General features: G+C 28.2%; 21 protein-coding genes and 1 pseudogene. 1 reads left to right on the top strand and 21 read right to left on the bottom strand.

The genetic code is table 11. The features are described 5' to 3' along the window. Positions 1 to 3 precede the first annotated feature (3 nt). From NG918_RS04820 to NG918_RS04920, 21 genes and pseudogenes are all read right to left on the bottom strand, one after another. A complete protein-coding gene (locus NG918_RS04820) occupies positions 4 to 699 on the bottom strand; it encodes a response regulator transcription factor (protein ID WP_252215263.1) in 696 nt (231 codons plus the stop codon). Between the two features lie 197 nt (positions 700 to 896). Then, complete coding sequence (locus NG918_RS04825) at positions 897 to 2,381, bottom strand: 4Fe-4S dicluster domain-containing protein (protein ID WP_252215261.1); 1,485 nt, start codon at positions 2,379 to 2,381, stop codon at positions 897 to 899. Between the two features lie 170 nt (positions 2,382 to 2,551). Further along, a complete protein-coding gene (locus NG918_RS04830; RefSeq protein ID WP_252215260.1) occupies positions 2,552 to 3,478 on the bottom strand; it encodes a DNA-3-methyladenine glycosylase family protein in 927 nt (308 codons plus the stop codon). 259 nt (positions 3,479 to 3,737) lie between these two features. Next, entirely contained in the window at positions 3,738 to 4,172 is a 435-nt protein-coding gene (locus NG918_RS04835; protein WP_252215257.1) for a C-GCAxxG-C-C family (seleno)protein, read from the bottom strand. 158 nt (positions 4,173 to 4,330) lie between these two features. After that, positions 4,331 to 5,179, bottom strand: coding sequence for a 3-hydroxybutyryl-CoA dehydrogenase (locus NG918_RS04840; protein WP_252215254.1), 849 nt, complete (start codon positions 5,177 to 5,179; stop codon positions 4,331 to 4,333). 102 nt (positions 5,180 to 5,281) lie between these two features. Further along, positions 5,282 to 6,289: an electron transfer flavoprotein subunit alpha/FixB family protein gene (locus tag NG918_RS04845; RefSeq protein WP_252215251.1), complete on the bottom strand. Its 1,008-nt coding sequence runs from the start codon at positions 6,287 to 6,289 to the stop codon at positions 5,282 to 5,284. Positions 6,290 to 6,311: 22 nt separating this feature from the next. Beyond that, a complete protein-coding gene (locus tag NG918_RS04850) occupies positions 6,312 to 7,094 on the bottom strand; it encodes an electron transfer flavoprotein subunit beta/FixA family protein (protein ID WP_252215248.1) in 783 nt (260 codons plus the stop codon). A gap of 19 nt (positions 7,095 to 7,113) precedes the next feature. Then, a complete protein-coding gene (locus NG918_RS04855; protein ID WP_252215245.1) occupies positions 7,114 to 8,253 on the bottom strand; it encodes an acyl-CoA dehydrogenase in 1,140 nt (379 codons plus the stop codon). Between the two features lie 84 nt (positions 8,254 to 8,337). After that, complete coding sequence (locus tag NG918_RS04860) at positions 8,338 to 9,120, bottom strand: short-chain-enoyl-CoA hydratase (RefSeq protein WP_252215242.1); 783 nt, start codon at positions 9,118 to 9,120, stop codon at positions 8,338 to 8,340. A 348-nt stretch (positions 9,121 to 9,468) separates the two neighbouring features. Next, a complete protein-coding gene (locus NG918_RS04865) occupies positions 9,469 to 10,101 on the bottom strand; it encodes a redox-sensing transcriptional repressor Rex (RefSeq protein WP_252215239.1) in 633 nt (210 codons plus the stop codon). Positions 10,102 to 10,645: 544 nt separating this feature from the next. Further along, entirely contained in the window at positions 10,646 to 12,913 is a 2,268-nt protein-coding gene (locus NG918_RS04870) for a heavy metal translocating P-type ATPase (protein WP_252224965.1), read from the bottom strand. A 17-nt stretch (positions 12,914 to 12,930) separates the two neighbouring features. After that, complete coding sequence (locus NG918_RS04875; RefSeq protein WP_252215234.1) at positions 12,931 to 13,296, bottom strand: ArsR/SmtB family transcription factor; 366 nt, start codon at positions 13,294 to 13,296, stop codon at positions 12,931 to 12,933. Positions 13,297 to 13,426: 130 nt separating this feature from the next. Then, on the bottom strand, positions 13,427 to 14,008 hold the full coding sequence (locus tag NG918_RS04880; protein WP_252215353.1) for a zinc dependent phospholipase C family protein: 582 nt from the start codon (positions 14,006 to 14,008) through the stop codon (positions 13,427 to 13,429). 288 nt (positions 14,009 to 14,296) lie between these two features. Beyond that, complete coding sequence (locus NG918_RS04885; RefSeq protein ID WP_252215230.1) at positions 14,297 to 15,364, bottom strand: mannose-1-phosphate guanylyltransferase; 1,068 nt, start codon at positions 15,362 to 15,364, stop codon at positions 14,297 to 14,299. A 141-nt stretch (positions 15,365 to 15,505) separates the two neighbouring features. Then, complete coding sequence (locus NG918_RS04890) at positions 15,506 to 16,720, bottom strand: SEC-C metal-binding domain-containing protein (RefSeq protein WP_252215227.1); 1,215 nt, start codon at positions 16,718 to 16,720, stop codon at positions 15,506 to 15,508. Positions 16,721 to 16,900: 180 nt separating this feature from the next. Beyond that, positions 16,901 to 17,743 (bottom strand): patatin-like phospholipase family protein, encoded by an 843-nt coding sequence (locus NG918_RS04895; RefSeq protein ID WP_252224970.1) that lies wholly within the window; start codon positions 17,741 to 17,743, stop codon positions 16,901 to 16,903. A 405-nt stretch (positions 17,744 to 18,148) separates the two neighbouring features. Further along, on the bottom strand, positions 18,149 to 19,552 hold the full coding sequence (locus NG918_RS04900) for an FAD-binding oxidoreductase (protein ID WP_252215221.1): 1,404 nt from the start codon (positions 19,550 to 19,552) through the stop codon (positions 18,149 to 18,151). A 4-nt stretch (positions 19,553 to 19,556) separates the two neighbouring features. Next, positions 19,557 to 20,747 carry an electron transfer flavoprotein subunit alpha gene (locus NG918_RS04905; RefSeq protein ID WP_252215218.1) on the bottom strand — a complete coding sequence of 397 codons (1,191 nt, stop codon included), beginning with the start codon at positions 20,745 to 20,747 and terminating at the stop codon, positions 19,557 to 19,559. 102 nt (positions 20,748 to 20,849) lie between these two features. Continuing rightward, entirely contained in the window at positions 20,850 to 21,638 is a 789-nt protein-coding gene (locus NG918_RS04910) for an electron transfer flavoprotein subunit beta/FixA family protein (protein WP_252215215.1), read from the bottom strand. A 26-nt stretch (positions 21,639 to 21,664) separates the two neighbouring features. Continuing rightward, a pseudogene (locus NG918_RS04915) lies at positions 21,665 to 21,958 on the bottom strand (L-lactate permease); the annotation flags it as partial. Between the two features lie 406 nt (positions 21,959 to 22,364). Further along, complete coding sequence (locus tag NG918_RS04920) at positions 22,365 to 23,063, bottom strand: FadR/GntR family transcriptional regulator (RefSeq protein WP_252215213.1); 699 nt, start codon at positions 23,061 to 23,063, stop codon at positions 22,365 to 22,367. A gap of 374 nt (positions 23,064 to 23,437) precedes the next feature. Here NG918_RS04920 and NG918_RS04925 point away from each other — a divergent pair, with 374 nt between their 5' ends. Next, positions 23,438 to 26,107, top strand: coding sequence for a cation-translocating P-type ATPase (locus NG918_RS04925; protein ID WP_252224976.1), 2,670 nt, complete (start codon positions 23,438 to 23,440; stop codon positions 26,105 to 26,107). The last annotated feature ends 89 nt before the right edge of the window (positions 26,108 to 26,196 follow it).

The following is a 26,196-nucleotide window of genomic DNA, read 5'->3' on the forward strand; positions in this document are numbered from 1 at the left end:
CTATTATACCTCTAACCTATATCCTACTCCATATATTGTTTTTATAACGTCTTCATTTCCTGCGAGCTTTTGTCTAATTCTCTTTATATGAATGTCCACAGCTCTAGTATTTCCTACAAAACTATACCCCCATATCTTGTCCAATAATTCTTCTCTTGTAAAAACTTTATATGGATTTTGCACCATTAATAAAATTATTTCAAATTCTATATGTGTAAATATAACCTCTTTTTCCTCAATAAAAACTCTTCTTTCCGGAACAATTATTTTTATAAACCCTTTTTCTATAATATCATTTGTTTTATTTTTAACTTCATTTTTTCCAATGGCCTTAGCTTTATTTATTCTTCTAGATATAGCTCTAATCCTTAATATAAGTTCTCTACTGTCAAATGGTTTTGTTATATAATCATCAGCTCCAAGCTGAAGACCTAAAAGCTTATTATTTAATTGATCTCTTGCACTAAGTATAATAATTGGAACTTCACTATTTATACCTTGAAATTCATGTATAACTTCAAACCCATCTTTGTCAGGAAGCATTAGATCTAATACAATTAAATCAGGAGATTCACTTTTAAATAGGTTTATGGCATCTATTCCACACTCCGCAGTTATTACTTCATAATTTTCAAATATAAGATTCATTTTTATTAAATTTAATATTGATTCTTCATCATCAACCAACAAAATTTTCATAAATCTACCCCCTAAACATACCTATAATTTATATAATACACCTTTTAATAATTATATAGTAACTTTTTTTTTACTTAATGAATATTTTTTAATATTTTAGTTTAAAAAATATATAATTACGTTTTTTCTTTACATATAATTACCAATTTATTCACAAAAAAAGAAGTCCTAAAAGGGCTTCTTTTTTGAATTAAACTCTATCTTTCTAAATTTATATCTTTATAATCATCTATTTTAGAATTTTCCAATACATTTTTCATGCTTGCTTGCTGATTAATTTTGTTAAATGATGCTTTAGCTTTCATTGGTGATAATATTTTTCCTGACCCATTAATACATCCACCTTCACACATCATTCCTTCTATGAAGTTTCCAGATAATCTCCCCATTTTGGCCATCATCATAGTTTTCTTTATATCAGCTCCACCAGAAACTTTAACTGGTTTAAAATCACACTCTATCCCTTTATCTTTTATATAATTTTCAATAGCAGCAGTTAAACCACCACCAACTCCAAATCCTCTACCAAAGATTGAAGCTTCATCAACAACAATGTCATCAAAGTTAATTGGATCTATATCAAATCCTTCGAATAATGCTAATAATTCCTCAAATGTTAATACATAATCAACAGCATCCTTTATCGAGTCTCTTAAAATTTCTGATTTTTTTGCAGTACATGGTCCAATGAATACTACTTTTGCGTCTTTATCATTAGCCTTTATAAACCTTCCTGCTGCAACCATTGGAGAAACTGTTTCTGATATTCTCTCTACTTGATCTGGCATCATTTTTTCTATATAACTTAAAAATCCTGGACAACATGAATTAGTCATGTATGGGTCTCCATTCTCCATTCTGTGAACAAATTCATTACTTTCATGTACAGTTACTGCATCAGCACCACACGCTGCCTCTACCATATCTGTAAATCCTAATTTCTTTATTGCATTTTTAACTTGTCCATAAGTTGTTTTTGGACCTAATTGCCCAGTTATTGCTGGAGCCACAACAGCATATAAATTTCCAGTGTTAGTTAATTCTTTAACAACTTTAACTAAAAGACTTTTATCTTCTAATGCACCAAAAGGACATGCAGCCATACAAGCACCACAATTAACACATTTTTCTTGTTTTATCATGGCTCTCTTATCACTATTAATATCTAATGCTCCAGTTGGGCAAGATCTTTTACAAGGTCTCATATCTTCTGCAATAGCATCATAAGGACATGCTTTTTTACACATTCCGCATTCTTTACATTTATCAGGATCTATATAAGCTTTACCATCTACATAAGTAATAGCTCCAAAATTACAAACACTTTGACATTTATGTGCTATACAATTTCTACACGCATCAGTTACTTCAAACTTTTTAGTTGGACACATATCACATGCATTCTTTATAACATATAATATTTGTTTTTCATCTTCTATGTTAATTAATTCATCTGTACCTTTTCCATTTGGAATAAATCCAGCTGCTAGTTTCAATCTTTCTAATAATACTTCTCTTTCATGTATTACACTTTCTCTGTATTGAGGTTCATCCCCTGGTAACATATCGTAAGGTATTCTATCTAGATTTTCTTTAGTTATTTTATCTTCTTTAGCTAATCTTACAATATTACTTAATACTTCATGTTTTAACTTTATAAGTTGATTTTCAAATTTGAACATATTACGCACACACTCTCCCAGCAAATTATTATATTAATGTAATGATAGGATAATTATACCATAGTACTAATTAGATTCATGTCATAATCATATTATTCAAATTTTTCTGAATTTGCTATAAAACTTACCAAATTAAAGTTATTATATAAATAACCCTTAACTATTAATTTCTATACCTTTATATTATTTTCTCTTGCATAATAAAATAAGTATTGTTGGGCAAATCCTGATAACTTTCCAAATTTATTTCTTGCAAATACTCTAATTTTATTTAATGAGCCTTCTTCTGCATTATAAAAATGCATCATTGCACGTTTAACCCAAACATCTACTGGAAAAGCTGATGTTTTTCCCATTGAAAACAACATTATACAATCAGCTACCTTTGCACCAACTCCTTTAAATTCTTGAAGAGCTGTATGGCAGTCATCATCACTTAAACTTCTTATATAATTTAAATCATATTTATTTAATATATTTCTTTCATCATCTGATGATTTTGGGTCATTATTAATAGACTTATATATATTTTCAATTGTATCTAATAAATACTTACTTCTAAATGATGCCCCTGTTTCTTTTATCTCATCTAATTTAGCATCTTTTATTTGTTCTATTGTAGGAAATGCATAATATACTTTTCCTTTGTATTCAATTTTGCTTCCCCATTGTTCTGATATTTTATTTACTGTCTTTCTTATAGATGGAATACTATTCCTAGCTGAAATTATAAAGCTAATAAGCATTTCAAATGGATCTTGATTTAAAACTCTAACACCACTTCCAAATTCTATGCTTTGTTTTAATAATTCATCTTTAGATAATTCTTCTTTTATAAGAGAATAATCCCTATCTAAATCAAAATAATTTAACCATATTTCTTTAAACTCTTCTTCCGTTGTATTATATATAAATACATTATCATTTTTTTGAACTAATTCAATTAATTTACCAAATGCAATGACTATAAAATTATCCTCTTCAATTTCTTCAAATCTAAAAACTTGACCACATTCAAAAATATGTTTTAGCTTAAAATTTTTAACCCCTCTTATAATTACACCATTTTTGCTAGTCTCTATACTTTTATAATCCATTAAATAAGATTCTCCTCTCTATTTACAGTACAACTCTGTTTTTAATATGTGTTGATATATGCATAAGTAAAATGGACGGAGTAATTGAACTTAAGAAGACTAAAATGAATATAGTCCCATTTTAGCTTGCTCTCAATATAGAATTGAGACAAGCAGTAAATATGATAATACTCATTAAGAGTTCTAAAAGTACAATTACAATGCCACTTTACCTATTGCATATATCAACATTTTTCTAAAACAGAGTCTTATTTTTAAATTAGCGCCTCTTAGAATTTAATCTAAAATCAGCATATATATTTACAATACCTTCAAGAATATCTGCTGCAGTTTCAACCATAACTATACAAGTTCCTTCTTTTTTAGACTTTCTATATTCTTTCCTTAATTCAATACAATTATTACTTCCAAGCTTATTTTTAAATTTATTTATAAAGTCTGTAGTCATCTCTTTAACAACTGGACTCCTATGTCCACTTACATCTGTAAACATAATTCCAATTACAGCTATAGCTCCAGAAATAACTCCACATACATCCCCTATAGCCATTCCTCCACCAAAAGCCGCCATTGTCTTCAGTGCATCGTCAGATAAATTCAAATCATATTCTTCATTTGATGCATATATTAAGCACTCTGCACAATTTAAATCGTATTTATCATCCCAATATTTTATTGCTGTTTCTTTTAACATTTAAAACGCTCCTTGTAGAAAATAATTCTTTCTTAATACATTATATCACTTTAATATATTACTTAAAGACAAAAATTCACACAAAAGTAAAATTAAATATAAATTCCTAAACAATAAAAAAAGACCCAAGCATAATGCTTGAGTCCAAAAATGTAATATTATCTTGAATAGTCGTAGAAACCTTTTCCAGTCTTTCTTCCTAACCATCCAGCTCTTACATATTTTCTTAATAAGCTATGAGCTCTGTATTTAGTATCTCCTGTTTCATTATATAAAACATCCATGATAGCTAAACATACGTCTAATCCGATAAGATCTCCTAATGCTAAAGGTCCCATTGGATGATTTGCGCCATATTTCATAGCTGTATCTATATCTTCAACTGAAGCTATACCTTCTGCTAATATTCCAATTCCTTCGTTGATCATTGGAATTAATATTCTATTTACAACAAATCCTGGAGCTTCTGCAACTTCTACTGGATTCTTTTCAATTGCTACTGTTAATTCTTTTATAGCATCGAAAGTTTCTTGTGAAGTAGCCATTCCTCTGATAATTTCAACAAGCTTCATTACTGGAGCTGGGTTGAAGAAATGCATTCCGATAACTTTATCAGCTCTCTTAGTTGCTGAAGCAACTTCAGTTATTGATAAAGAAGAAGTGTTAGATGCTAAGATTGTTTCTGGCTTACAGATTCCATCTAATTCAGCAAATATTTCTTTCTTTATTTTCATGTTTTCAATAGCAGCTTCTACTACTAAATCGCAGTCAGCAGCTAATTTCATATCAGTAGTTCCTGAAATTCTTGAAAGAATTTCTTCTTTAACTTCTTCAGTCATTCTTCCTTTAGCAACTTGCTTAGTTAAACCTTTGTTGATTCCAGCTATTCCTCTTTCAACAAATTCATCTTTTATATCTCTTACGATTACTTCATAACCATGTTGTGCGAATGCTTGAACTATTCCAGCACCCATTGTTCCAGCACCAAGTACAAAAACTTTTTTCATTGATAAATCCCCCTTAAATGTTTTATAAATATCCTTCATTAAAAGAAATATCTTTTAATGAAGGATTAAAATCTATAATAATTTTACACTATAATATTTTAATTATTCAGCACTCTTTACAGCTTTAGCTTGAGCTATTAATTCAGGTAAAACCTTCTTAACATCTCCAACTATAGCATAATCTGCAACTTGCATTATTGGTGCAGTTTCATCTTTGTTGATAGCTATAATCATATCTGATTCTTGCATACCAGCAACGTGTTGAATTGCTCCTGAAATACCACAAGCAATGTAGATTGATGGTCTTACAGTCTTACCAGTTTGTCCAACTTGGTAATCTCTTTCTAACCAACCATTATCAACAGCAGCTCTTGATCCAGCTACAGTTCCGTCTAAAACTTCTGCTAATTCTTGTAATAAAGTAAAGTTTTCTTTTGAACCCATTCCTCTACCACCAGCAACAAGTATTTTAGCTTCTGATATATCTACAACATCTTTGTGTGCTTTAATGATTTCTACAACTTTAGTTCTAACATCACTATCAGCAAGTTTAACTTCTACTTTTTCTACAGTACATTTGCTTCCATCAGTATTTACTTTACCGAAAACTCCTGGTCTTACTGTAGCCATTTGTGGTCTATGTTCTGGACAAGCGATTGTAGCCATTAAGTTACCACCGAATGCTGGTCTAGTAGCTAATAAAGCTCCATCTTCAACTTCAACATCTAATGATGTACAGTCAGCAGTTAATCCAGTTGATAATCTAGCTGCAACTCTAGGACCTAAATCTCTTCCGATGAAAGTAGCTCCTATAAATAATATTCCTGGTTTTCTTTCATTTGCTAAATCACAAATAACTTTTGTATAAGCATCAGTAGTGTAGTGTTCTAAGTTTTTGTCATCTGCAACTAAAACTTCATCTGCACCATGTTCTGCTAATGTTTTAGATAAGTTTTCAATATTATTACCTAATAATAATGCTGTTAACTTAACTCCTAGCTTATCAGCAATTTTTCTACCTTCGCCAAGTAATTCTAAAGATACTTTTTGTAATTCGCCTTCTCTTTGTTCTGCAAAGACCCAAACGCCTCTGTAATCTGCTATATTCATAATAAATTACCCTCCTATTATCCTAGATGTAGTGTTTTTCTTGTAATTTGCCTAAAACGTAAGTTACTGCTTCTTTAGCTGGCTTGTTAACAACTTCGCCTGCTCCCTTAACTTCTTTAGTCATTGACTTTTTAACCTTTGTAGGTGAACCCTTAAGTCCTAATTCAGCCTTATCTACATCTATATCATCTGCACTCATAACTTTGATTTGATCATCGTTAGTTGAGAATATGTTTGCAACATTCATATATCTTGCTTCATTTAATTCTTCAATTGCAGTTAATAGACATGGAGTCTTTATTTCAATTTTTTCATATCCATCTTCTAATGCTCTGTTTACTAATAAAGTTCCTTCATTCTTAGCTTCAACGCCTTGAACATAAGTAACTTGAGGTATGTTTAAATGTTCAGCTATTTCTGGTCCAACTTGAGCAGTATCTCCATCGATAGCTTGTCTTCCTGCAAATACTAGATCATAATCTAATTTAGCTATAACTCCTGCTAATGCTTTTGAAGTAGCTAAAGTATCTGCTCCTCCTAATGCTCTGTCTGTTAATAGGATAGCTTCGTCAGCTCCCATGCATAGTGCTTCTCTTAATGTAGCCTTAGCCATTGGAAGACCCATGCTTATAACAGTTACCTTTGCACCTAAAGTCTCTTTTAATTGTAATGCACCTTCTAATGCGTGCTTATCTTCTGGATTCATAATTGATGGAACACCATCTCTTATTAATGTACCAGTCTTAGGATCAATCTTTACAGCTGTAGTATCTGGAACTTGTTTTACACAAACTACTATATTCATTATAAAAGTCCTCCCTCTATTATCTTAAAATGCTTCCTGCGATAACCATTTTTTGAACTTCTGAAGTTCCTTCATAAATTTCAGTTATCTTAGCATCTCTCATCATTCTTTCTACTGGATAATCTTTAGTGTAACCATATCCACCAAAGATTTGAACTGCTTTAGTTGTAACATCCATTGCAACTTCTGCAGCAAATAACTTAGCTCTTGCAGCATCTACTGAGTATGGTTGTCCATTTTGTTTCTTGCAAGCAGCTTTATATACTAAATGTCTTGCAGCTTCTATCTTAACGTCCATTTCAGCAATATACCATTGTAAACCTTGTTGAGCTGATAATGGTCTTCTGAATTGTTTTCTTTCTTTCATGTAGTTAACAGCTTCTTCAAAAGCACCTTCTGCGATACCTAAAGCTTGAGCAGCTATACCAATTCTTCCTCCATCAAGAGTCTTCATTGCTATACCAAAACCTTTACCTTCTTTACCGATTAAGTTTTCTTTTGGTACTATACAATCTTCCATTACAAGTTCAGTAGTAGAAGATCCTCTGATTCCCATTTTATCTTCTAATTTACCGATTGAGAATCCTGGGAAAGATTTTTCAACTATGAAAGCTGAAATTCCTTTAGTTCCTTGGCTCTTATCAGTCATAGCGAAGATTATGAAAGTTTCAGCAACTCCACCATTAGTTATGAAGATTTTTGATCCATTTAATACATAGTGATCTCCATCTAATACAGCTGTTGTTTGTTGTCCAGCAGCATCTGTTCCAGCACCTGGTTCAGTTAAACCGAAAGCACCTATTTTCTTACCTTGACAAAGATCTGGTAAGTATTTTGCTTTTTGGTCTGGAGTACCATGTTCGTTTATTACTGATGCACATAATGAAGTATGAGCTGAAACTATAACTCCTGTTGTTGCACACACTTTTGACAATTCTTCAACTGTCATTATATATGAAAGAACATCTCCACCTGCTCCTCCAAATTCTTTAGCAAATGGTATACCCATCATGCCTATTTTACCCATTTTTTCAACGTTTTCCATTGGGAATCTTTCAGTTTCATCCACTTCAGCAGCAATTGGTTTTACTTCGTTTTCAGCGAATTCTCTAACCATTTGTTGTACTAATTCTTGTTCTCTAGTTAATTGGAAATTCATTAAATTACCCTCCTTATTGATTACACTCTATTGATGATGAATATATATAAATCTGCAATAGATTTTTAACTTATTTTATAAATATTATTTATTTTTGAAGTTCTTTTCTCTTCTTTCTAAGAATGCAGTCATTCCTTCTGTTTGATCTTCAGAAGCAAAACATTTTCCAAAATCTTCAGCTTCAATTAAGACTGCTTTATCTATAGAAACTTGCATGCCTCTATTGATTGCATCTTTACAAAGTTTAACAGCTATTGGAGCGTTTGCTATTATTTTATTAGCCATAGCTTTTGCTTCATCCATTAAACTTTCTAATGAAACTACTTTATTAACTAATCCTATTCTATAAGCTTCTTCTGCTTTGATTATATCGCATGTATAAATCATTTCCTTAGCTTTTCCTAGTCCTACTATTCTAGCTAATCTTTGAGTTCCACCAAATCCAGGTGTTATTCCAAGACCTGCTTCTGGTTGACCAAATTTTGCTTTTTCTGAAGCTATTCTTATATCACATGACATAGATAATTCACATCCGCCACCTAAAGCAAATCCTGAAATAGCTGCAATTACAGGTTTGTCTAAATTTTCTAATCTTAGGAATACTTTATTTCCCAATTCTCCAAATTCTCTACCTTGTTCTTCATTAAGGTCTTTCATTTCTGATATATCTGCTCCAGCAACAAAAGATTTTTCTCCTGCACCAGTTAAAATAACTGCATATATATTGCTATCGTTTTCTAAATTTTCTAAAACTGAGTCTAAATCTTTTAATGTTTCTGAGTTTAATGCATTTAAAGCTTTTGGTCTATTAATTGTAACAATTGCTAAATGATCCTCTTTTTCAAGAATTACATTTTTTAATTCCATCTTTATAATCCTCCCTTAAACTTATATATTTAAATTTATGTTTTTTACTTAAATAAATTTGTATTTTTAGGTTTTAGATATGGTAAAAATTAATTCTAAACAATTCTTAACAATTTATTTTTAAATTAAAATTGTTATAATATTAACAATTAAATTTAAAAATAAAAGGCTTGTAATAGTCTTATAATGTCAACAATTGTCGCCAATTGTTATAATATTAACAATTGCTTGCAAAAAAATATGCAACCAATATCTTTCTTTTCTTAAATTATAATACTTATAATTATTATTTGCAATAAAATATTGTATTATTAGCATATTTTTTATATAACCCCTCAAATTCTCACTCTATCTTTGCTGATGTAATTGATAAATCAATGTCGATACACTCTCACTTAAATGAACATTTTCAACTTTTACATCTTCTGGCACAACCAAATCTATAGGTGCAAAATTCCAAATACCTCTTATTCCTCCATTTATCAATTCATCACTAACCTTTTGTGCACTTTTTTTAGGCACACATATAACTCCAATATCTATTGAATCTGACTTAAGAAAGCTTCCTAATTCATCAATATCCCTAATTTCAATATCTCTAATTTTTATGCCTATAAGTTTAGGATTTGCATCAAAAATAGCTGTTATCATAATTCCTAATTTATCAAATCTAGTATAATTAGCTATTGCCTGCCCTATATTACCTGCCCCAATTAAAACAGCATTATATTCCTTATCTAATCCTAATATTGAGTTAATTTGCGTATATAATTCCTTAACGTTATACCCATATCCTTGCTGACCAAAATCGCCAAAACAATTCAAATCTTGTCTGATTTGAGATGCTGTAAACCCTATTTTTTCTCCAAGTTCCTTTGACGATATTCTATCTACATCATTTTTCATAAGTTCATTAAGATACCTATGATATTTAGGCAATCTCTTTATAACTGCCATAGATATATTCTTATTTTTATCCATATCATTACTCCTTATTTTTTATTTATACTTAATCTTTTCTCTAAAAGTCCAATTTATTGCTATTTATTCTAATAAATCTTAAAATCTAAACTTTAAAGTATTAGAAAAATATTATTTTAACATACTAGTTAATAACACAAATGTTATTTTAATAACTTACTAAAAACACATATACAACATACTTAAAACACCTGTAAATCATTATCATCTAAACAAAATTATAAGTTGATATAAAAATCACCTATATTTTATCATAATATAAAATTTTATTTTTTTCTAGGCTTATCTTTAATAATTATTTTTTATAAAAATTAAAAATGTTTACATAGTAGTATTAAATTAAAATTCAAAAAATTTAAGAGCAGCTACATTAAAAGCTGCTCTTATTATTATTTTATGATTTATTATAAAATATAACTCTTTTTTTAATTTGTCTCTGTTTTATCAGAGTGTTGATATATGCATAAGCAAAGTAAGCGGAGTAATTGAACTTAGGAATGCTAAAATGAGTATTGTCACATTTAAAACAGAGCCTTTAATTTAATTAGTTTTTTAAACTCCTCATAGAATTTAATATAGCAATTAAAGTAACACCTACATCCGCAAATACTGCTTCCCACATATTTGCAATTCCTAATGCACCTAATAGTAATACAAATATCTTTACCCCAAGAGCAAAAATTATATTTTGCCATAATATAGAATTAGTTTTCTTTGCTATTTTTATTGCATCAACTAATGCTAAGGGGTTATCTTTCATAAGAACAACATCTGCTGCTTCTATTGCTGCATCAGATCCTATACCCCCCATTGCGATACCTATATCGGCTCTTGCAAGAACCGGTGCATCATTTATTCCATCACCAACAAACATTACTTTACCTTTTGAAGTGCTACTAGATATTAACTTTTCAATCTCTAATACTTTATCCCCTGGTAAAAGCTCACTCTTCACTTGATCTACACCTATATTTTTTGCAACACTGTTTGCTACACTCTTATTATCACCCGTAAGCATTACCGTTTTCTTTATTCCAATCATTTTTAATTTTTTGATTGCTTCAATTGAATCTTCCTTTATTTGATCTGCTATTACTATATTCCCACTATATTTATTATTTATTACAACATATACTACAGTTCCTGTTTTTTCTACTTTTTCTATATTAATATGATTATCTTCAAGTAACTTATAATTACCTAATATAACATTTTTCCCTTCAATTGTAGCTTTTACTCCGTGTCCAGATAATTCTTGATAATTTTCTACCTGTTTCTTTTCTAATTTACCTTTAAATTCTTTTACTATTGATTGAGCAATTGGATGATTAGAAAAACTTTCACCTAAAGCCACAATTCTTAAAAAGTCTTCTTTATTCATGTCTATTGAATTAATTTCTGTAACTTTAAATACTCCTTTTGTTAAAGTTCCTGTTTTATCAAATACAATAGTTTCAACATTTTTTAAAACTTCAATATAGTTTCCACCCTTTATTAAAATCCCCTTTTTAGATGCCCCTCCAATTCCTGCAAAAAGTCCTAATGGAACAGAAATTACTAGTGCACATGGACATGATATTACTAAAAAGATTAATGCTCTATATATCCAATCTGAAAATACTTGCCCTGGAATTATAATTGGAGGAATTATCGCAACAGCTATTGCTAAAAACACTACTATTGGAGTATATAGTCTTGAAAATTTAGTAATAAACTTCTCTGTCTTAGCTTTTTTACTACTTGAATTTTCTACTAAGTTTAATATTTTAGACACTGTTGATTCACTAAAAATTTTAGTGACTTTTAATTTTATAACTGAACTTAAGTTTATGCTTCCTGATAATAATTCATCACCTATATTGACTTCTCTAGGAAGTGATTCCCCTGTTAATGCTGATGTATCTATACTTCCTTTTCCGTCTGTTACTATACCATCAAGAGGTATCCTTTCTCCAGGTTTTATAACTATAAAATCATTAATTTTAACTTCCTCTGGAGATACCCTTTTTTCTCCATGTTCAGTAATTATATTTGCATACTCTGGACGTATATTCATAAGTGATGTTATAGATTTTCTTGATTTATTGACTGCATATCCTTGAAATAATTCCCCTATCTTATAAAACATCATAACTCCAACAGCTTCTGGATATTCACCTATTGCTAATGCCCCTACTGTTGCTATAGTCATCAAGAAATTTTCATCAAAAATTTCACCTCTTAAAATATTTTTAAAAGCAGTTTTTAATACATCACCACCAATTAAAATATAACTAAGAACAAATATAGAAATGTCTAAATAACTATTTTCTTTAAACAAAATAGCAATTAAATATAAAATTAATCCTATTATAAATATTTGATTTTCATAAAAAAAATTCTTTTTATTAAAGAAGCCTGTCTTCTCATTTAATTCGTGACTATGTGAGATATTTTCAATATGATTATGCTCATTATCATGAGAATGTATTTGCTTAGCAATATGATTATGAGCTGAATAATGATCATGACTACAACAAGATTTATTACATTTTTCACCATAATCTAATTTTTTTATATTTAAATTATTATTAAAATTATTTTTTTGATGAATTACAATTACATCTGGTTCTAATTTATTAATTATATCTTTAATAACATTAAAAACTTTATCTTTATCCTTATTTTCATGCAATTTAACAGTTAATTTTCCTAAAGAAAAATTCATATTAGCTTCAATAACCTCTTCTATATCATTGACTTTTCTTTCAATTTTGTTAGCACAATTAGCACAATCCAAACCTTTAAGTAAAAGTTTAAGTTCATTTTCCATAATTAATCTAATCCCCCTTATTCAGTAATATGTTTAAATCCTTCGTCAAATATATGTTTTATATGTTCATCATCTAATGAATAATAAATTACTTTTCCTTCTCTTCTAAATTTAACTAATCTAGCTGATTTTAATGTTCTTAATTGATGAGATATGGCTGATTGAGTCATTCCTAAAAGAGCTGCCATATCACAAACACACAATTCCGATTCAAATAATGCACATATTATTTTAATTCTTGTAGAATCTCCAAAAACCTTAAAGAATTCCGCTAAATCATATAATGTTTCTTCTTGTGGTAATGAGTCTTTTACCTTCATTACTGTATCTTCATGTATAATATTACATTTACAGCTTTCTACAAAATTACTTTCGTTATTCATAATCGATTCCTCCGTTCACTTGTTCATATGTTTAATCATTCATATGTTTTTTTATATTATATTCCTATATTTCCATTTATGCAACTAAAAAAAGAAACTTATAAAAATAAGTTTCTTAATCACAATCTAATTATACTACTTTTGATAAATTGCACTCATTTAAAAATACTTTATTTAAAACCATATTCACTATACTATTACAAACATAATAGGCATATGTTAAATCATTCTTAAAATCTAAAGAGCCGTCATATTGATTTTGTAAATCGTAAATAAATTTTTTAATATTATCTACATCTACATTGGAAGTTATAATTCCCTTTGAATTGAATTCTTTGGCAATTTTAGCTAAATCTTTTTCATAGATAACATGATTTTTAACTTGACTTGTACTCTTAAATTCCCATCTATAATAATGAGGAGCACAAAAAAAATCGCACATAAAGTGACAAATAACACCAAGTTCTTCACTAAATTTATTAACAGACATTTTATAATAAACATCTTGTAAAGATAGAGAACATAACTTTTCAATTTTTTTAATAATAATATCTATACTCTCAATAAAATAATGTTTTATCATTTTATATTTAAGCACACAATCTGGTTTTATATTACCCCATATAAATCTATAATCATTGATTAAATAAATACTCTTACTATTTGTGTAATTTAAAATACTCTCTGCAATAACTTTATGAGTATTGATCATCAATTCTATACACACCCTCTCACTTATTATTATTATTAAAAACATTTTTTATTAATAATAAATAGTTAATCTATTCTTATAATAATATTATATAATTCAATTTACAATGCTTTTATAAGTATTTTTTATGTTATTTTTAGAATTATACTATATAATTTTTATAATTTTCTATTTATTGATAAATTTATTATGAAATTAAAAATAAGAGTGTTAAAAAGCATAGGTACTGATTTTAAGAAATCTATCCTTTTTAATACTCTATATTTTTAAATATTATAAATTTAAATATCATAAAAATTCATTATATTTATTTTCATCACTCAATTTATTTAGCAGATGCTTTATCTCTTGATCTTTGTTTTTATCCATAACTAAAATAACATCTCCAGCATCCACTATTACCAAATCTTTTATTCCAAAACCTATTATTAAATTTTTTTCTCCAAATACGGAGCAACTTTCACAGTCTTCCATATAAACATTTTTAGATATGCTATTACTTCTATATTTACCTAAGAATCTACTCAGAGCATTAAAACTTCCTATATCATCCCAATTAAAATCGCACTTTATTACAAAGGCTTTTCGTGTTTTTTGCATAACTCCAAAATCTATTGATATTCCATCAATAATATCGTATTCTTCTTTAATTATTTGTTCTTCATCCTCTTCTCCTATATGCTTATATATTTCCATTAATGATCTGTGCATTTTAGGAATATATTTTTCTATTTCTCTTAAAATAACATCTGCTCTAAAAACAAACATACCGGAGTTCCATAAATAAGTTCCCTTTAATAAAAAGTCCTTAGCAACTTCTAAATTTGGCTTTTCTGTAAATCTAGCAATTCTATAAGTAGATATATTACCTGTTGATCTATCTCCCATTTCTATATATCCATATCCTGTTTCTGGGCGTGTAGGCTCTATACCTAAAGTTACTATGCACCTTCTTCTATTAGCCATTTCTACTGCTTGTGATAGGGTATCTAAATATTCTTTCTCACCTTGGATATAGTGATCTGATGGTAACACTACCATAACTGCATCTGCATCTTGTTTTAAAAGCTTAACTGCAGAGAGCCCTATGCATGTAGCAGTTTCTTTATTTGCAGGTTCTATAAAAATATTTTCTTCTTTAATATCTTTAACCTCTTCTTTTATTTTATCTTCATAATCTTTATTAGTTACAACATAAATATTTTCTCTATTTATTAATGGCTTTATTCTTTCTACTGTATTAACTAAAAAGCTCTTTTCGTTAATAATTTTCAAAAATTGTTTTGGTTGATTATTTCTTGATAATGGATATAATCTACTTCCTTTACCGCCAGCTAATATCAGCCCGTATATCACGAATTTTCAACTCCATGTAATGATACTAATTTAATATATGTTTAAATATTAACATTTGTGAAAAACAATTTATTTACAAATAAAAGCCATAAAAATATTACTTTCTATGACTTTAAAAATAATTTATTAATAAATTATTATTTAATTTTTTCCACAACATTTTTTATATTTTTTTCCACTACCACAAATGCATGGATCATTTCTACCAATAGTTACTTTCGATTTTACTTCTATAACTTTCCCACTTATTTCATTAATTGTAGCACCTTTATATTTCCAAAGTCTTATATTACTTAAAAATTTAGTTGCTACACCTTTTACATAAGTTCTAAGTTCTAAGTTATTTGCATTTATTAATTCTAGCAAACTATTTATTGTATCATCTATATCATTATCTTGAATATCAAATGATAAATCATCCATTATTTGATATACCATTTCTTTTTCTATTTCAAATATACTAGTAAACTCTTTAAAGAATGACTTTCCAAATTTACTCTTATATATGAATTTTGAATCAAGCATATCCAATAATTCATTTTTATCTATATTATAATATTCTAAATTTTTATTATCTTTTTCTATATCCTTTAATAAATCTGACCAATTTTCTATATTATTATTTATAAAAATTCCTTTTTCTTCTCTATATTCTCTGTAATAATATTGAGCTTCTTTTATTATTTCATTAATATTACATTCATTTGAATCTTCTATATCATATCTTTGTAATAGCGCTATAACATCCTTAGTATTTACGATACCATATGTTTTATTTAATCCTCTATATACATCTAGCACTTCTTTATTTCTTTTTAATCTCTCTATATATTCAGTAGTATCTTTTTCCATTATTATATCTTGAACTATTTTTGGCATTAAAAATACTGCTTTTTCTTCTTTTGTTGACGGAAATATAATTCCTTGTTGCATAAAATATGCTGTTCTACTAAGTTCATAAGCATCAATATCATCAAAGATTTTTACTCCATCATTATTAAGATAACTCTTTAGAATATTAAATCTTTCTTCTTCAAAATATATAAATTGTTTTGCAATTATTTGAGTATATTCATTAAGAACTTTTTCAATTAAAGCATCTTTATTTAATGTTGAAATTTTACTCATACCTAAATTTCTAGCTATATTATATACAGCTTCCTTAGATAATGATTTTAATTGATCCGATACTTCAAAAGAATATACTCCTTTTACAAACATTTTATTCATTTTATTTTCATATTTCTCAAATAAATCATCCATCATATTATCATATAATTCTGCTGATTCATCAGTTTCTTTATTTTCAATAAATTCGTTATTTGTATCTTTATTAGAACATTCTTTATTAACCAAGTAACTATTTCTCCTTTTTATCTAGTTTTTATCTGTTAAGTATACATTTTATTATATAAATTAAATTTTATCTAAACATTATATGTAAATAAATAAAAATCCATTTACTTATTTACTTATACTTTTATTGCAACTACCTAATTGAATATGGTTTTAAATAAATTCAATACCATATTATTTTTAATCAATAAATTTTATTAACTCATCTTTAATCTTCATAGTTTCATTATATCCATTATTATAAATTGCTTTTAGTTTATCCTTATTTCGTTCAAACCTTCCTACATCCATCCTTATTGTTGGTCTAATAACTATAGCTTCATTTTTATTCTCCAATTCTTTACAATAATCTAATTGAGCATTATATGAAATATGTCTGTTTCTTAAAGCATTGGCTAGCTTAGGATACTTTTTCTTATATAACTTATATGCAAACTTATTTCCCCTTGATTCATACTTTCTATAACCTTCGTTTCTTGTCAAAACTATTATATTTTTATTATTACCATCAGAAATAGATTTTTTTATAGGTATAGCATCTACTAATCCTCCATCAGCATAAAGCTGATCTTTTATTTTTACAAATTGAAATAAAAGTGGAATTGAACATGTAGCTCTAAGTATTGTATTCTTTTTTTCTAAATAATCTTTATCAAAGTACTCTACTTCACCAGTATTTACATTAACACTTCCTGCTAAAACTTTACCATCAAATTTATTAAAAGCTTCATAATCAAAAGGACAATATTCATTAGGAATTTCATCAAAAACAAAATCCATGTCCATTATTGATCTACATTTTAATAAATTATTATACCCAACATATCTTTTATGATTTATGAATCTTTCCATAACTTCTAAATTTCTTCCTCTTTGTTTTGAAACAAATGAGTAACCATTAGTAATCCCCGCTGATACACCTACTATATATTTCATATCAATATTTATATCTATCAAAGCATCTAAAACCCCTGCAGTAAAAAGCCCTCTAAATGCTCCACCTTCTAAAACAAGACCTATCATAAACTATTTGTCTCCTTTTTATTATTGGCTCTGTTTTAGCAGGGTTTTGATATATGCATAAGCAAAGTGGGCGGAGTAATTGGACTTTACCTATTGCATATATCAACACACATTTAAAACAGAGCCTTATTATTCTATATTATGTTACTACCAATATAGAAATTATAAGACAATTTTCATTTTTTTTCTATAATCTAAACCTCTTAAACTTAAATTTTATCAATTATTTAATATTTATATAATTTCTTCTCTTACTTCTAACTTTTAAACAATATTTGCTTTTCCCTATTTTTAATAAACTTTTGGTAATTTAAAAAGAGTTTAATTTCTGCACCAGAAAAAACAAGAGTGTATCAAAATTTGATACACTCTTTAGAAGAAAATTTATTTAAATTGAGAGGTAATTTATTTAAATATTTTTCCTGGATTTAATATATTTTTAGGATCAAATGCTAATTTAATTCCTTCCATTACTGAAAGTACATCATTTGAAAGTGATTCCTTTAAATATGGTTTCTTAGCAAAACCTATTCCATGCTCTCCTGAAACTTGTCCTTTTAATTCTTTTGACTTATCATACATATCTTTCATAACTAATTCAAGTTTTTCATGCCATGTATTTTCGTCTAATTGATCTTTTAAAATATAAATATGCAAGTTTCCATCTCCAGCATGTCCAAAGCTCTTTATTCTAATATTAAATTTACTTTCAAGTTCATGAGTAAATTTAACAAATTCACCTATTTTATTTCTTGGAACAACTACGTCAACTTCATCCATTTCTGTAGTTAATGCCTTTATCGCTTCAAGGAAACATCCTCTAGCTGACCAAATTGATTCTTGTCTTTCTTCTGTATCAGATATAAATACATCTATTGCATCTGCATCTAAACATATATTAGCTACATTTTCATATGCTTTTTCAATTTCTTCTGTTGAATTTCCATCAAAAGTTAATAGAAGATATGCATCTGATGATTTATCTGGGAAACTCTTTCCTAAAAATTCTTCAGCTGCTAATATAGCTTCTCTTTGCATAAACTCAATAGCTGTTGGTATTGTTTTTGATTTAATTATTTTAGGTACTGTATCTATAGCATTCTCTAATGTTGGGAATGGTATAAGTAAACTTAATGATTTTTTAGGAAGTGGTAATAATTTTAGTATAGCTTTAGTTACTATACCTAAAGTTCCTTCTGATCCTATTAATAGATCTTTTAATGAGTAACCAGAACTATTTTTAACTACCTTTCCGCCTAACTGTACTACTTCTCCATTTGGCATCACTACTTCTAGTCCTCTTACATAATCTCTAGTAACACCATATTTTACTGCTCTCATTCCACCTGCATTTGTACTTATGTTACCGCCAATAGTTGCTGATTTTTCACCTGGATCTGGTGGATAAAACAAATCAAATTCTTCAACATATTTGCCTATTTCCATAAGTAATACCCCTGGTTCTAATGTAAGAGTAAGATTTTCTTCATCTATTTCTAATATCTTATTCATTCTACAAAGATCTATAACTATTCCACCTTTAATCGGAACAGCTGCACCTACAAGACCTGTACCTGAGCCTCTTGGAGTTACTGGAATAGAATTTTCATAAGCATATTTCATTATCTTTGATACTTCTTCTGTACTTATAGCTTGTACTACTATATCAGGCATTTTCTTTATTCCACCTAATTCATCATGGCTATAATCTTCGTTTATTTCATCTCCAAAGAAAACTCTCTCTTTATCATTTTCAGCAATAGATAGTATATATTCATAGTCTTTAACATCAATATTTTTATAAGTCATAGCCTTATGCCTCCTTGCTCATTTTTATTTTTTCTATAAGTTGTGGAATAATTTCATATATATTACCTACTACTCCATAATGAGCAACTTTAAATATAGGAGCTTTATCGTCATTATTTATAGCAAATATATGTTCTGAATTATTCATTCCAGCTGAGAATTGAACTGCACCTGAAATTCCACAAGTTATTATAAGTCTTGGTCTTACTGTTCTACCACTTAATCCAATTTGTCTTTTAGCATCAACCCATCCTGCTTCAATTAAAGGTCTAGTACATGCAAATTCTGCACCTAATAACTCTGCAAATTCTTTTATCATATTTAAATCTTTTTCTGACTTAACACCTCTACCAGCTGCTACTATTACTTCAGCATCACTTATTCCTACCTCTGTATTTTTTTCTTTAATTTCAAGAACATTAATACCAGATTTAAGCTTATCCTTTTTAATGTCACATTTAATTATTTCACCATTAATATCATCTGTTCTTTCTGGTGCTGTCATTACTTTATATCTTACTGTTGCAAGTTGTGGTCTTGAATTAGGTGTAACTATTTGTGCCATTATATTACCACCAAATGCTGGTCTAATTTGTACTAAGTCCGTATCTTCTTTTATATCAAGGATAGTACAATCAGCTGTAAGACCTGTTCTAAATCTAGCAGCCATTCTAGGTGCTAATGATCTTCCTATTGTTGTAGCTCCAACTAATATTGATGATGGTTTTACATTTTTAATAAAATCTTCAAATGCTGCTGCATAAGGTTCTATTCTAAAATCTTTTAGTTCTTCATCATCATATACAAATACTTTATTTACTCCGTAATGCAATAACTCTTTTGCTTCCTCTGAAACTTTATGACCAATGAATACACAGTAAACAGGGTGATTTATTTTAGCTGCTAATTCTCTAGCTTTACCAATCAATTCATAAGTTACTGGATGAATCTTCCCATTAACATGATCTACGTAAACAGATATTCCTTTCCACAAATCCTTATCTATTGACTTAACTTCTTCTTCAATATATTCAATTGCTCCCTTTGGTCCTTTCTTTACACAAAGCTTACACATTTTACAAGCTCCATTTATCTCAACTTTTCCATCATTTATTTCAAGAGCACCAAATGGACATATTTTTATTAACTCTTCCTTATTAGTTATTTTTTCTTGATTAACAACTAACTTTGCCATAAATCATTCCTCCTTGATTAATGTTTTTATTTATATATCCTTAATAATCCTTTTTAATATTATTTATTAAAATCCTTAAACTCACTAAAAACTAATTTATAATTAAATAAACTTAAACTCTTTTAATTTATGTTCCATTTTTTCAGATAACTCATTTGAATTGCCTGTCCACATTTCTCTATCATCATTAACTTCTGGTGGGAATATTCTTTCAACTTGAGTTGGTGAACCATTTAGTCCATATTTCTTTTCATTTCTATCTTCAAAATCATTTAAACTCATAATTGAAATTTCTTTGTCTTTAGTTGCAATTTTCTTTCTGTAAGATGGAAGTCTTGGTTCAAAAATTCCTTTATCTACAGTTATTAAGCAAGGATATGAAATTTCAACTACTTCTAAAGTTTCAGGCATATCCATTTCAACTATAATTGATTTTTCCTTAATCTCTATGATTCTCTCAACATTTGCTACATGAGGTATGTCTAAGTATTCTGCCATTTCTGGTCCTACTTGAGCTGTATCTCCATCAGTAGTTTGCTTTCCGCAAATTATTAACTCAAAATCTCCCATTTTTCTTACGCCTTGAGATATTGTATATGATGTAGCTAAAACATCAGCACCACCAAATTTTCTATCTGATAATAATGCTCCCTCATCAGCACCCATACTATACGCTTCTCTAATTACGCTAAGCGCTTGATTAGGTCCCATACTTAAAACTTTTACATTTCCACCTTCATTTTCTTTTATTCTTAATGCAGTTTCTAATGCATATAAATCATATGGATTCATTTTTGAATCTATACCATCTCTTTTTAATACTCCAGTAACTGGATCAACCTCTACTTTTGAAGTTCCTGGTACTTGTTTAATACAAACTAAAATATTCATGTAAATACCTCCTAAAAAACTATATTTTAAAATCCAAATAGTGGTCCACAGAAATATATTAATAATCCTGAAAACACAATATAGAATGAACAAACTTTTAATGTTGAATTTAATATTTTACCTTCACTACCAACAAGATTGGTAGCTGCTGTTGCAACTGCTATACTTTGTGGTGAAATCATTTTTCCTGCTGTTGCTCCCATTACATTTCCTCCTGCAATCCAATATGGATTTGCTCCAATGGAATTTGCAGCTTGTACTTGTAATTCTCCAAATAAAACATTTGCTGAAGTATCGCTTCCTGTTATTAAGAGAGCTATAGGGCATGCCTTATGGCCTGCAATCTTAAGCTTTCCTAATGAAATCATAAGCCAAATAATAGAAATACAAGCTAAAACAAATAAAATGTACACGGTTATCCCTCCATTTTGGTAACATATCATACCAATTTACGATTGGTACTACCACTTACAATTATTATTATATATTTAAAACTTTGCCATGTAAATAATTGTTATTAAATTAACAGAAAACATTTACATGGAATTTATAACAACGCTTACAACTTTTTATAGCTAGAGTTGTATTTTTTCTCCTCTTTAACATAATAAAATTTATAATTTTCTATAAAAAAAAGTTTCTATAAAAATAAAAATTTTGCTTTTATTTTTATAGAAACTTCTTGTTTGATATTTTATTAACAATACTTTACTTAAGAATAATTTACTATTCTTCGTATCCATATGCCTTCCATATTAAATCAAAATGTTCTAGCATTGCATTAAATACTTCTTTTTCATTTCTAAATTTTAATGCTCTCACTAAATTTTCATGTATTGATAATAATATTTCTCTACTATTACCAGTATGTAAAATTTGCATTCTAGATGATTTTATAAATTCATCCATAAGCTGAGATATTACTTCAAGTATATTAATGAGCAAAACATTTCTTGCTGCTTTTGCAAGAACATAATGAAATTTAATATCTAATTCTAAACTCTCCTCTTCTGTTCCTGCTTCATACATTCTATCTAATATAGCGCTTAAATGATCTAACTCATTATCTGTTATATTCTTTGATGCTAATCTTCCACACTCTAGCTCTAATGTTTTTCTTAAATCATACATTTCTTTAAGAGAACTTTCTTGAAGCATAAACATAACTGACAATGGTTCAAAAAGTGAATTGTCAAAATTAGTTTTTATATAATTTCCTGCGCCTTGCCTGCTCTCTATAAGTCCTATAACTTCTAAAGCCTTTATAGCTTCCCTTACTGAAGTACGGGAAACACAAAGAGATTCTGCCATCTCTCTTTCAGATGGAAGCTTATCACCTTTTTTGAGTTCACCACTTTTTATTTTAAATTTTATCTGTTCTATGACTTGATCGTATACTTTTGGTGTCTTAATAGGCGTGAACATAATAATTAATCTCCTCTTCAATAACATTGTTAATTATATTATAACTAAAAATTAATATTAATTACTAGTTATAGTAAAATTTAATTGACAAAATTTTAAAATTAGAATATATTAGTCTAAAGAAGATTAAATTTAATATTGAATTAAGAGGGAGTAGTTATAATATAACATCAACATGCTCGGTTATTTATTTACCTGGTGTTATGACCTTTGTGGTGACGAGACTTTTAATATGATTTCAGAATTCTGAAATTATATTAAAAGTCTTTTTTTGTTCATTGAGCATTTCAAATAAAATAATGAGCAAACTATATAATAATATTGCTTATTATTTTATATATATGATAACTAATATAAGAAGGAGATTGAATGATATGGAAAAATATTTTTGTAAAAGTTCTGAGGATACTTTAAAAGATTTTAATGTAACCTTAAACGGTCTTACCGAAGAACAAATTAAAGAACAGTTAAACAAATATGGAGAAAATGCATTAACCGAAAAAAAGAAAAAGAGTATTGTTTCTATATTCTTAGAACAATTTAAAGACCTGCTAGTTATTATTTTAATAGCTGCCGCTATTATATCAATAGCAACTGGTAATATTGAAAGTACTATCGTTATTTTAGTAGTTATAACTATAAACGCTATTTTAGGTACAGTTCAATATGTTAAAGCGGAGCAATCATTAAGCAGTTTAAAGGCACTCTCCTCTCCTACTGCTAAAGTTATTAGAAATTCCAATAAAATTGAAATTCCGTCTAAAGATGTAGTACCAGGTGATATATTAATATTAGAAGCTGGTGATTTAGTAGTCGCAGATGGAAGAATAATTGAAAGTTTTTCATTACAAGTTAATGAAAGCTCTCTAACTGGTGAATCAGAAAGTGTAGATAAAATTTCCGAAAAAATCGATAAAACTGAAGTAGCTTTAGGGGATCAAAAAAACATGGTATTTTCAAGCTCACTTGTAACTTACGGAAGAGGTACAGTACTTGTTACAAGTACTGGTATGAATACTGAATTAGGTAAAATAGCAACTTTGATGGAAGAAACTCAAGAAAAAAAGACTCCTCTTCAAGTATCTTTAGATGATTTTTCTAAAAAATTAGCTATTGGTGTAATTATTATTTGTGCAATAGTTCTTGCTTTAAATGTCTATAGAGGAAATACAATTTTAGATTCATTAATGTTTGCTGTTGCTCTTGCTGTTGCAGCTATTCCAGAAGCTCTTAGCTCAATAGTTACTATAGTTCTTTCTATCGGTACTCAAAAAATGTCTAAAGAACATGCAATTATTAAAAATCTTAGAGCTGTTGAAGGTTTAGGTTGTGTATCTGTAATTTGTTCAGATAAGACAGGTACTTTAACTCAAAATAAAATGACAGTTAAAAGTATCTTTGTAGATGATAAGTTAATAACTTCTGAAGAAATTAATTTAAATAATCCACTTGCCAAATTCTTAGTAGATAGTTCTATACTTTGCAATGATTCTACATCTGTTGATGGTAAAGAACTTGGTGATCCAACTGAAGTGGCTTTAATTAATTTAGGTCATAACTTTGATATAAATGAGATTAATTATAGAAAACAACATCCTAGATTAAGTGAAATTCCTTTTGATTCTGATAGAAAATTAATGAGTACTCTTCATAATATAGATGATAAGTATTTAATGATTACAAAAGGTGCTATTGATGTATTATTAAAAAGAACAACCTTAATAAAAACATCTGATGGTATAAGAAAAATTACTGAAAAAGATATTAATGACATAAATAAAATTAACCATCAATTATCTTCTAATGGATTAAGAGTTTTATCATTTGGCTATAAAAAATTAGATACTAAAAAAGATCTTGTATTAGATGATGAAAAAGATTTTATATTTGTTGGATTAATTTCAATGATAGATCCACCTAGAGAAGAATCAAAAGCAGCTGTTGGAGATTGTATTAAAGCTTCAATTAAACCAGTAATGATTACAGGTGATCATAAGATTACAGCTTCTGCTATTGCTAAAGAAATAGGTATATTACAAGATACTGATATATCAGTTGATGGTATTGAATTAGATAAGATGTCTGATAAAGATTTATTAGATAAATTAGAACATATTTCTGTTTATGCTAGAGTATCTCCTGAACACAAAATTAGAATAGTTAAGGCATGGCAAAGTAAAGATAAGATAGTTGCTATGACTGGTGATGGTGTAAATGATGCTCCTGCCTTAAAACAAGCTGATATTGGTATTGCGATGGGTATAACAGGTACAGAAGTTTCAAAAGATGCTGCTTCTATGATATTAACTGATGATAACTTTGCAACAATAGTTAAATCTATAGGTAATGGTAGAAATATTTATGCTAACATAAAAAATTCAATTAGATTTTTACTTTCTGGAAATACTTCTGGAATATTAGCTGTATTATATGCATCATTAAGAGCTTTGCCAGTACCATTTGCTGCAGTTCATTTATTATTTATAAATTTACTTACTGATAGTTTACCTGCTATTGCAATAGGTATGGAAAAATCAACAAGAGATGTTTTAAATGAAAAACCTAGAGATAGTAAAGAATCTATATTAAATAAAAGTTTTGTAAAAAGTATACTTGTTGAAGGATTATTAATTGCAATTGCTACTGTTTCAGCTTACCATATTGGATTATCTAGTGGCCCTGTAGGAACTTCTAGTACAATGGCATTTGCCACTTTATGTTTAGGTAGATTGTTCCATGGTTTTAATTGTAGAGGGAGAAAATCTATATTTGCATTAGGTTTATTCGATAATAAATTTAGCTGGATGGCTTTTGGAATTGGCTTAGTACTACTAAATGCAGTATTATTAGTTCCTCCATTACAATCATTGTTTGAAGTTATACCATTAAGTGGATCAAATTTAGGATTTATATATTTATTTGCATTCCTTCCAACATTAATAATTCAAATATATAAAATGATTAGATATGATTCAGAAAAAGATGATTATATAAGTTCTGAAAATAAGGGTGGTAAAGTTAAAGAAAAAAAGCAAGTAGCTTAAAATAAAATTATAAATTTACTGTATTTTTAATATATGTTTATATATATCTAAAATATAGCTTAAAGTAAAAATACTAAGAGTTAAATGGC

This window comes from Clostridium sp. ZBS2, assembly GCF_023845855.1.
GTDB classification, from domain to species: domain Bacteria; phylum Bacillota; class Clostridia; order Clostridiales; family Clostridiaceae; genus Clostridium; species Clostridium aquiflavi.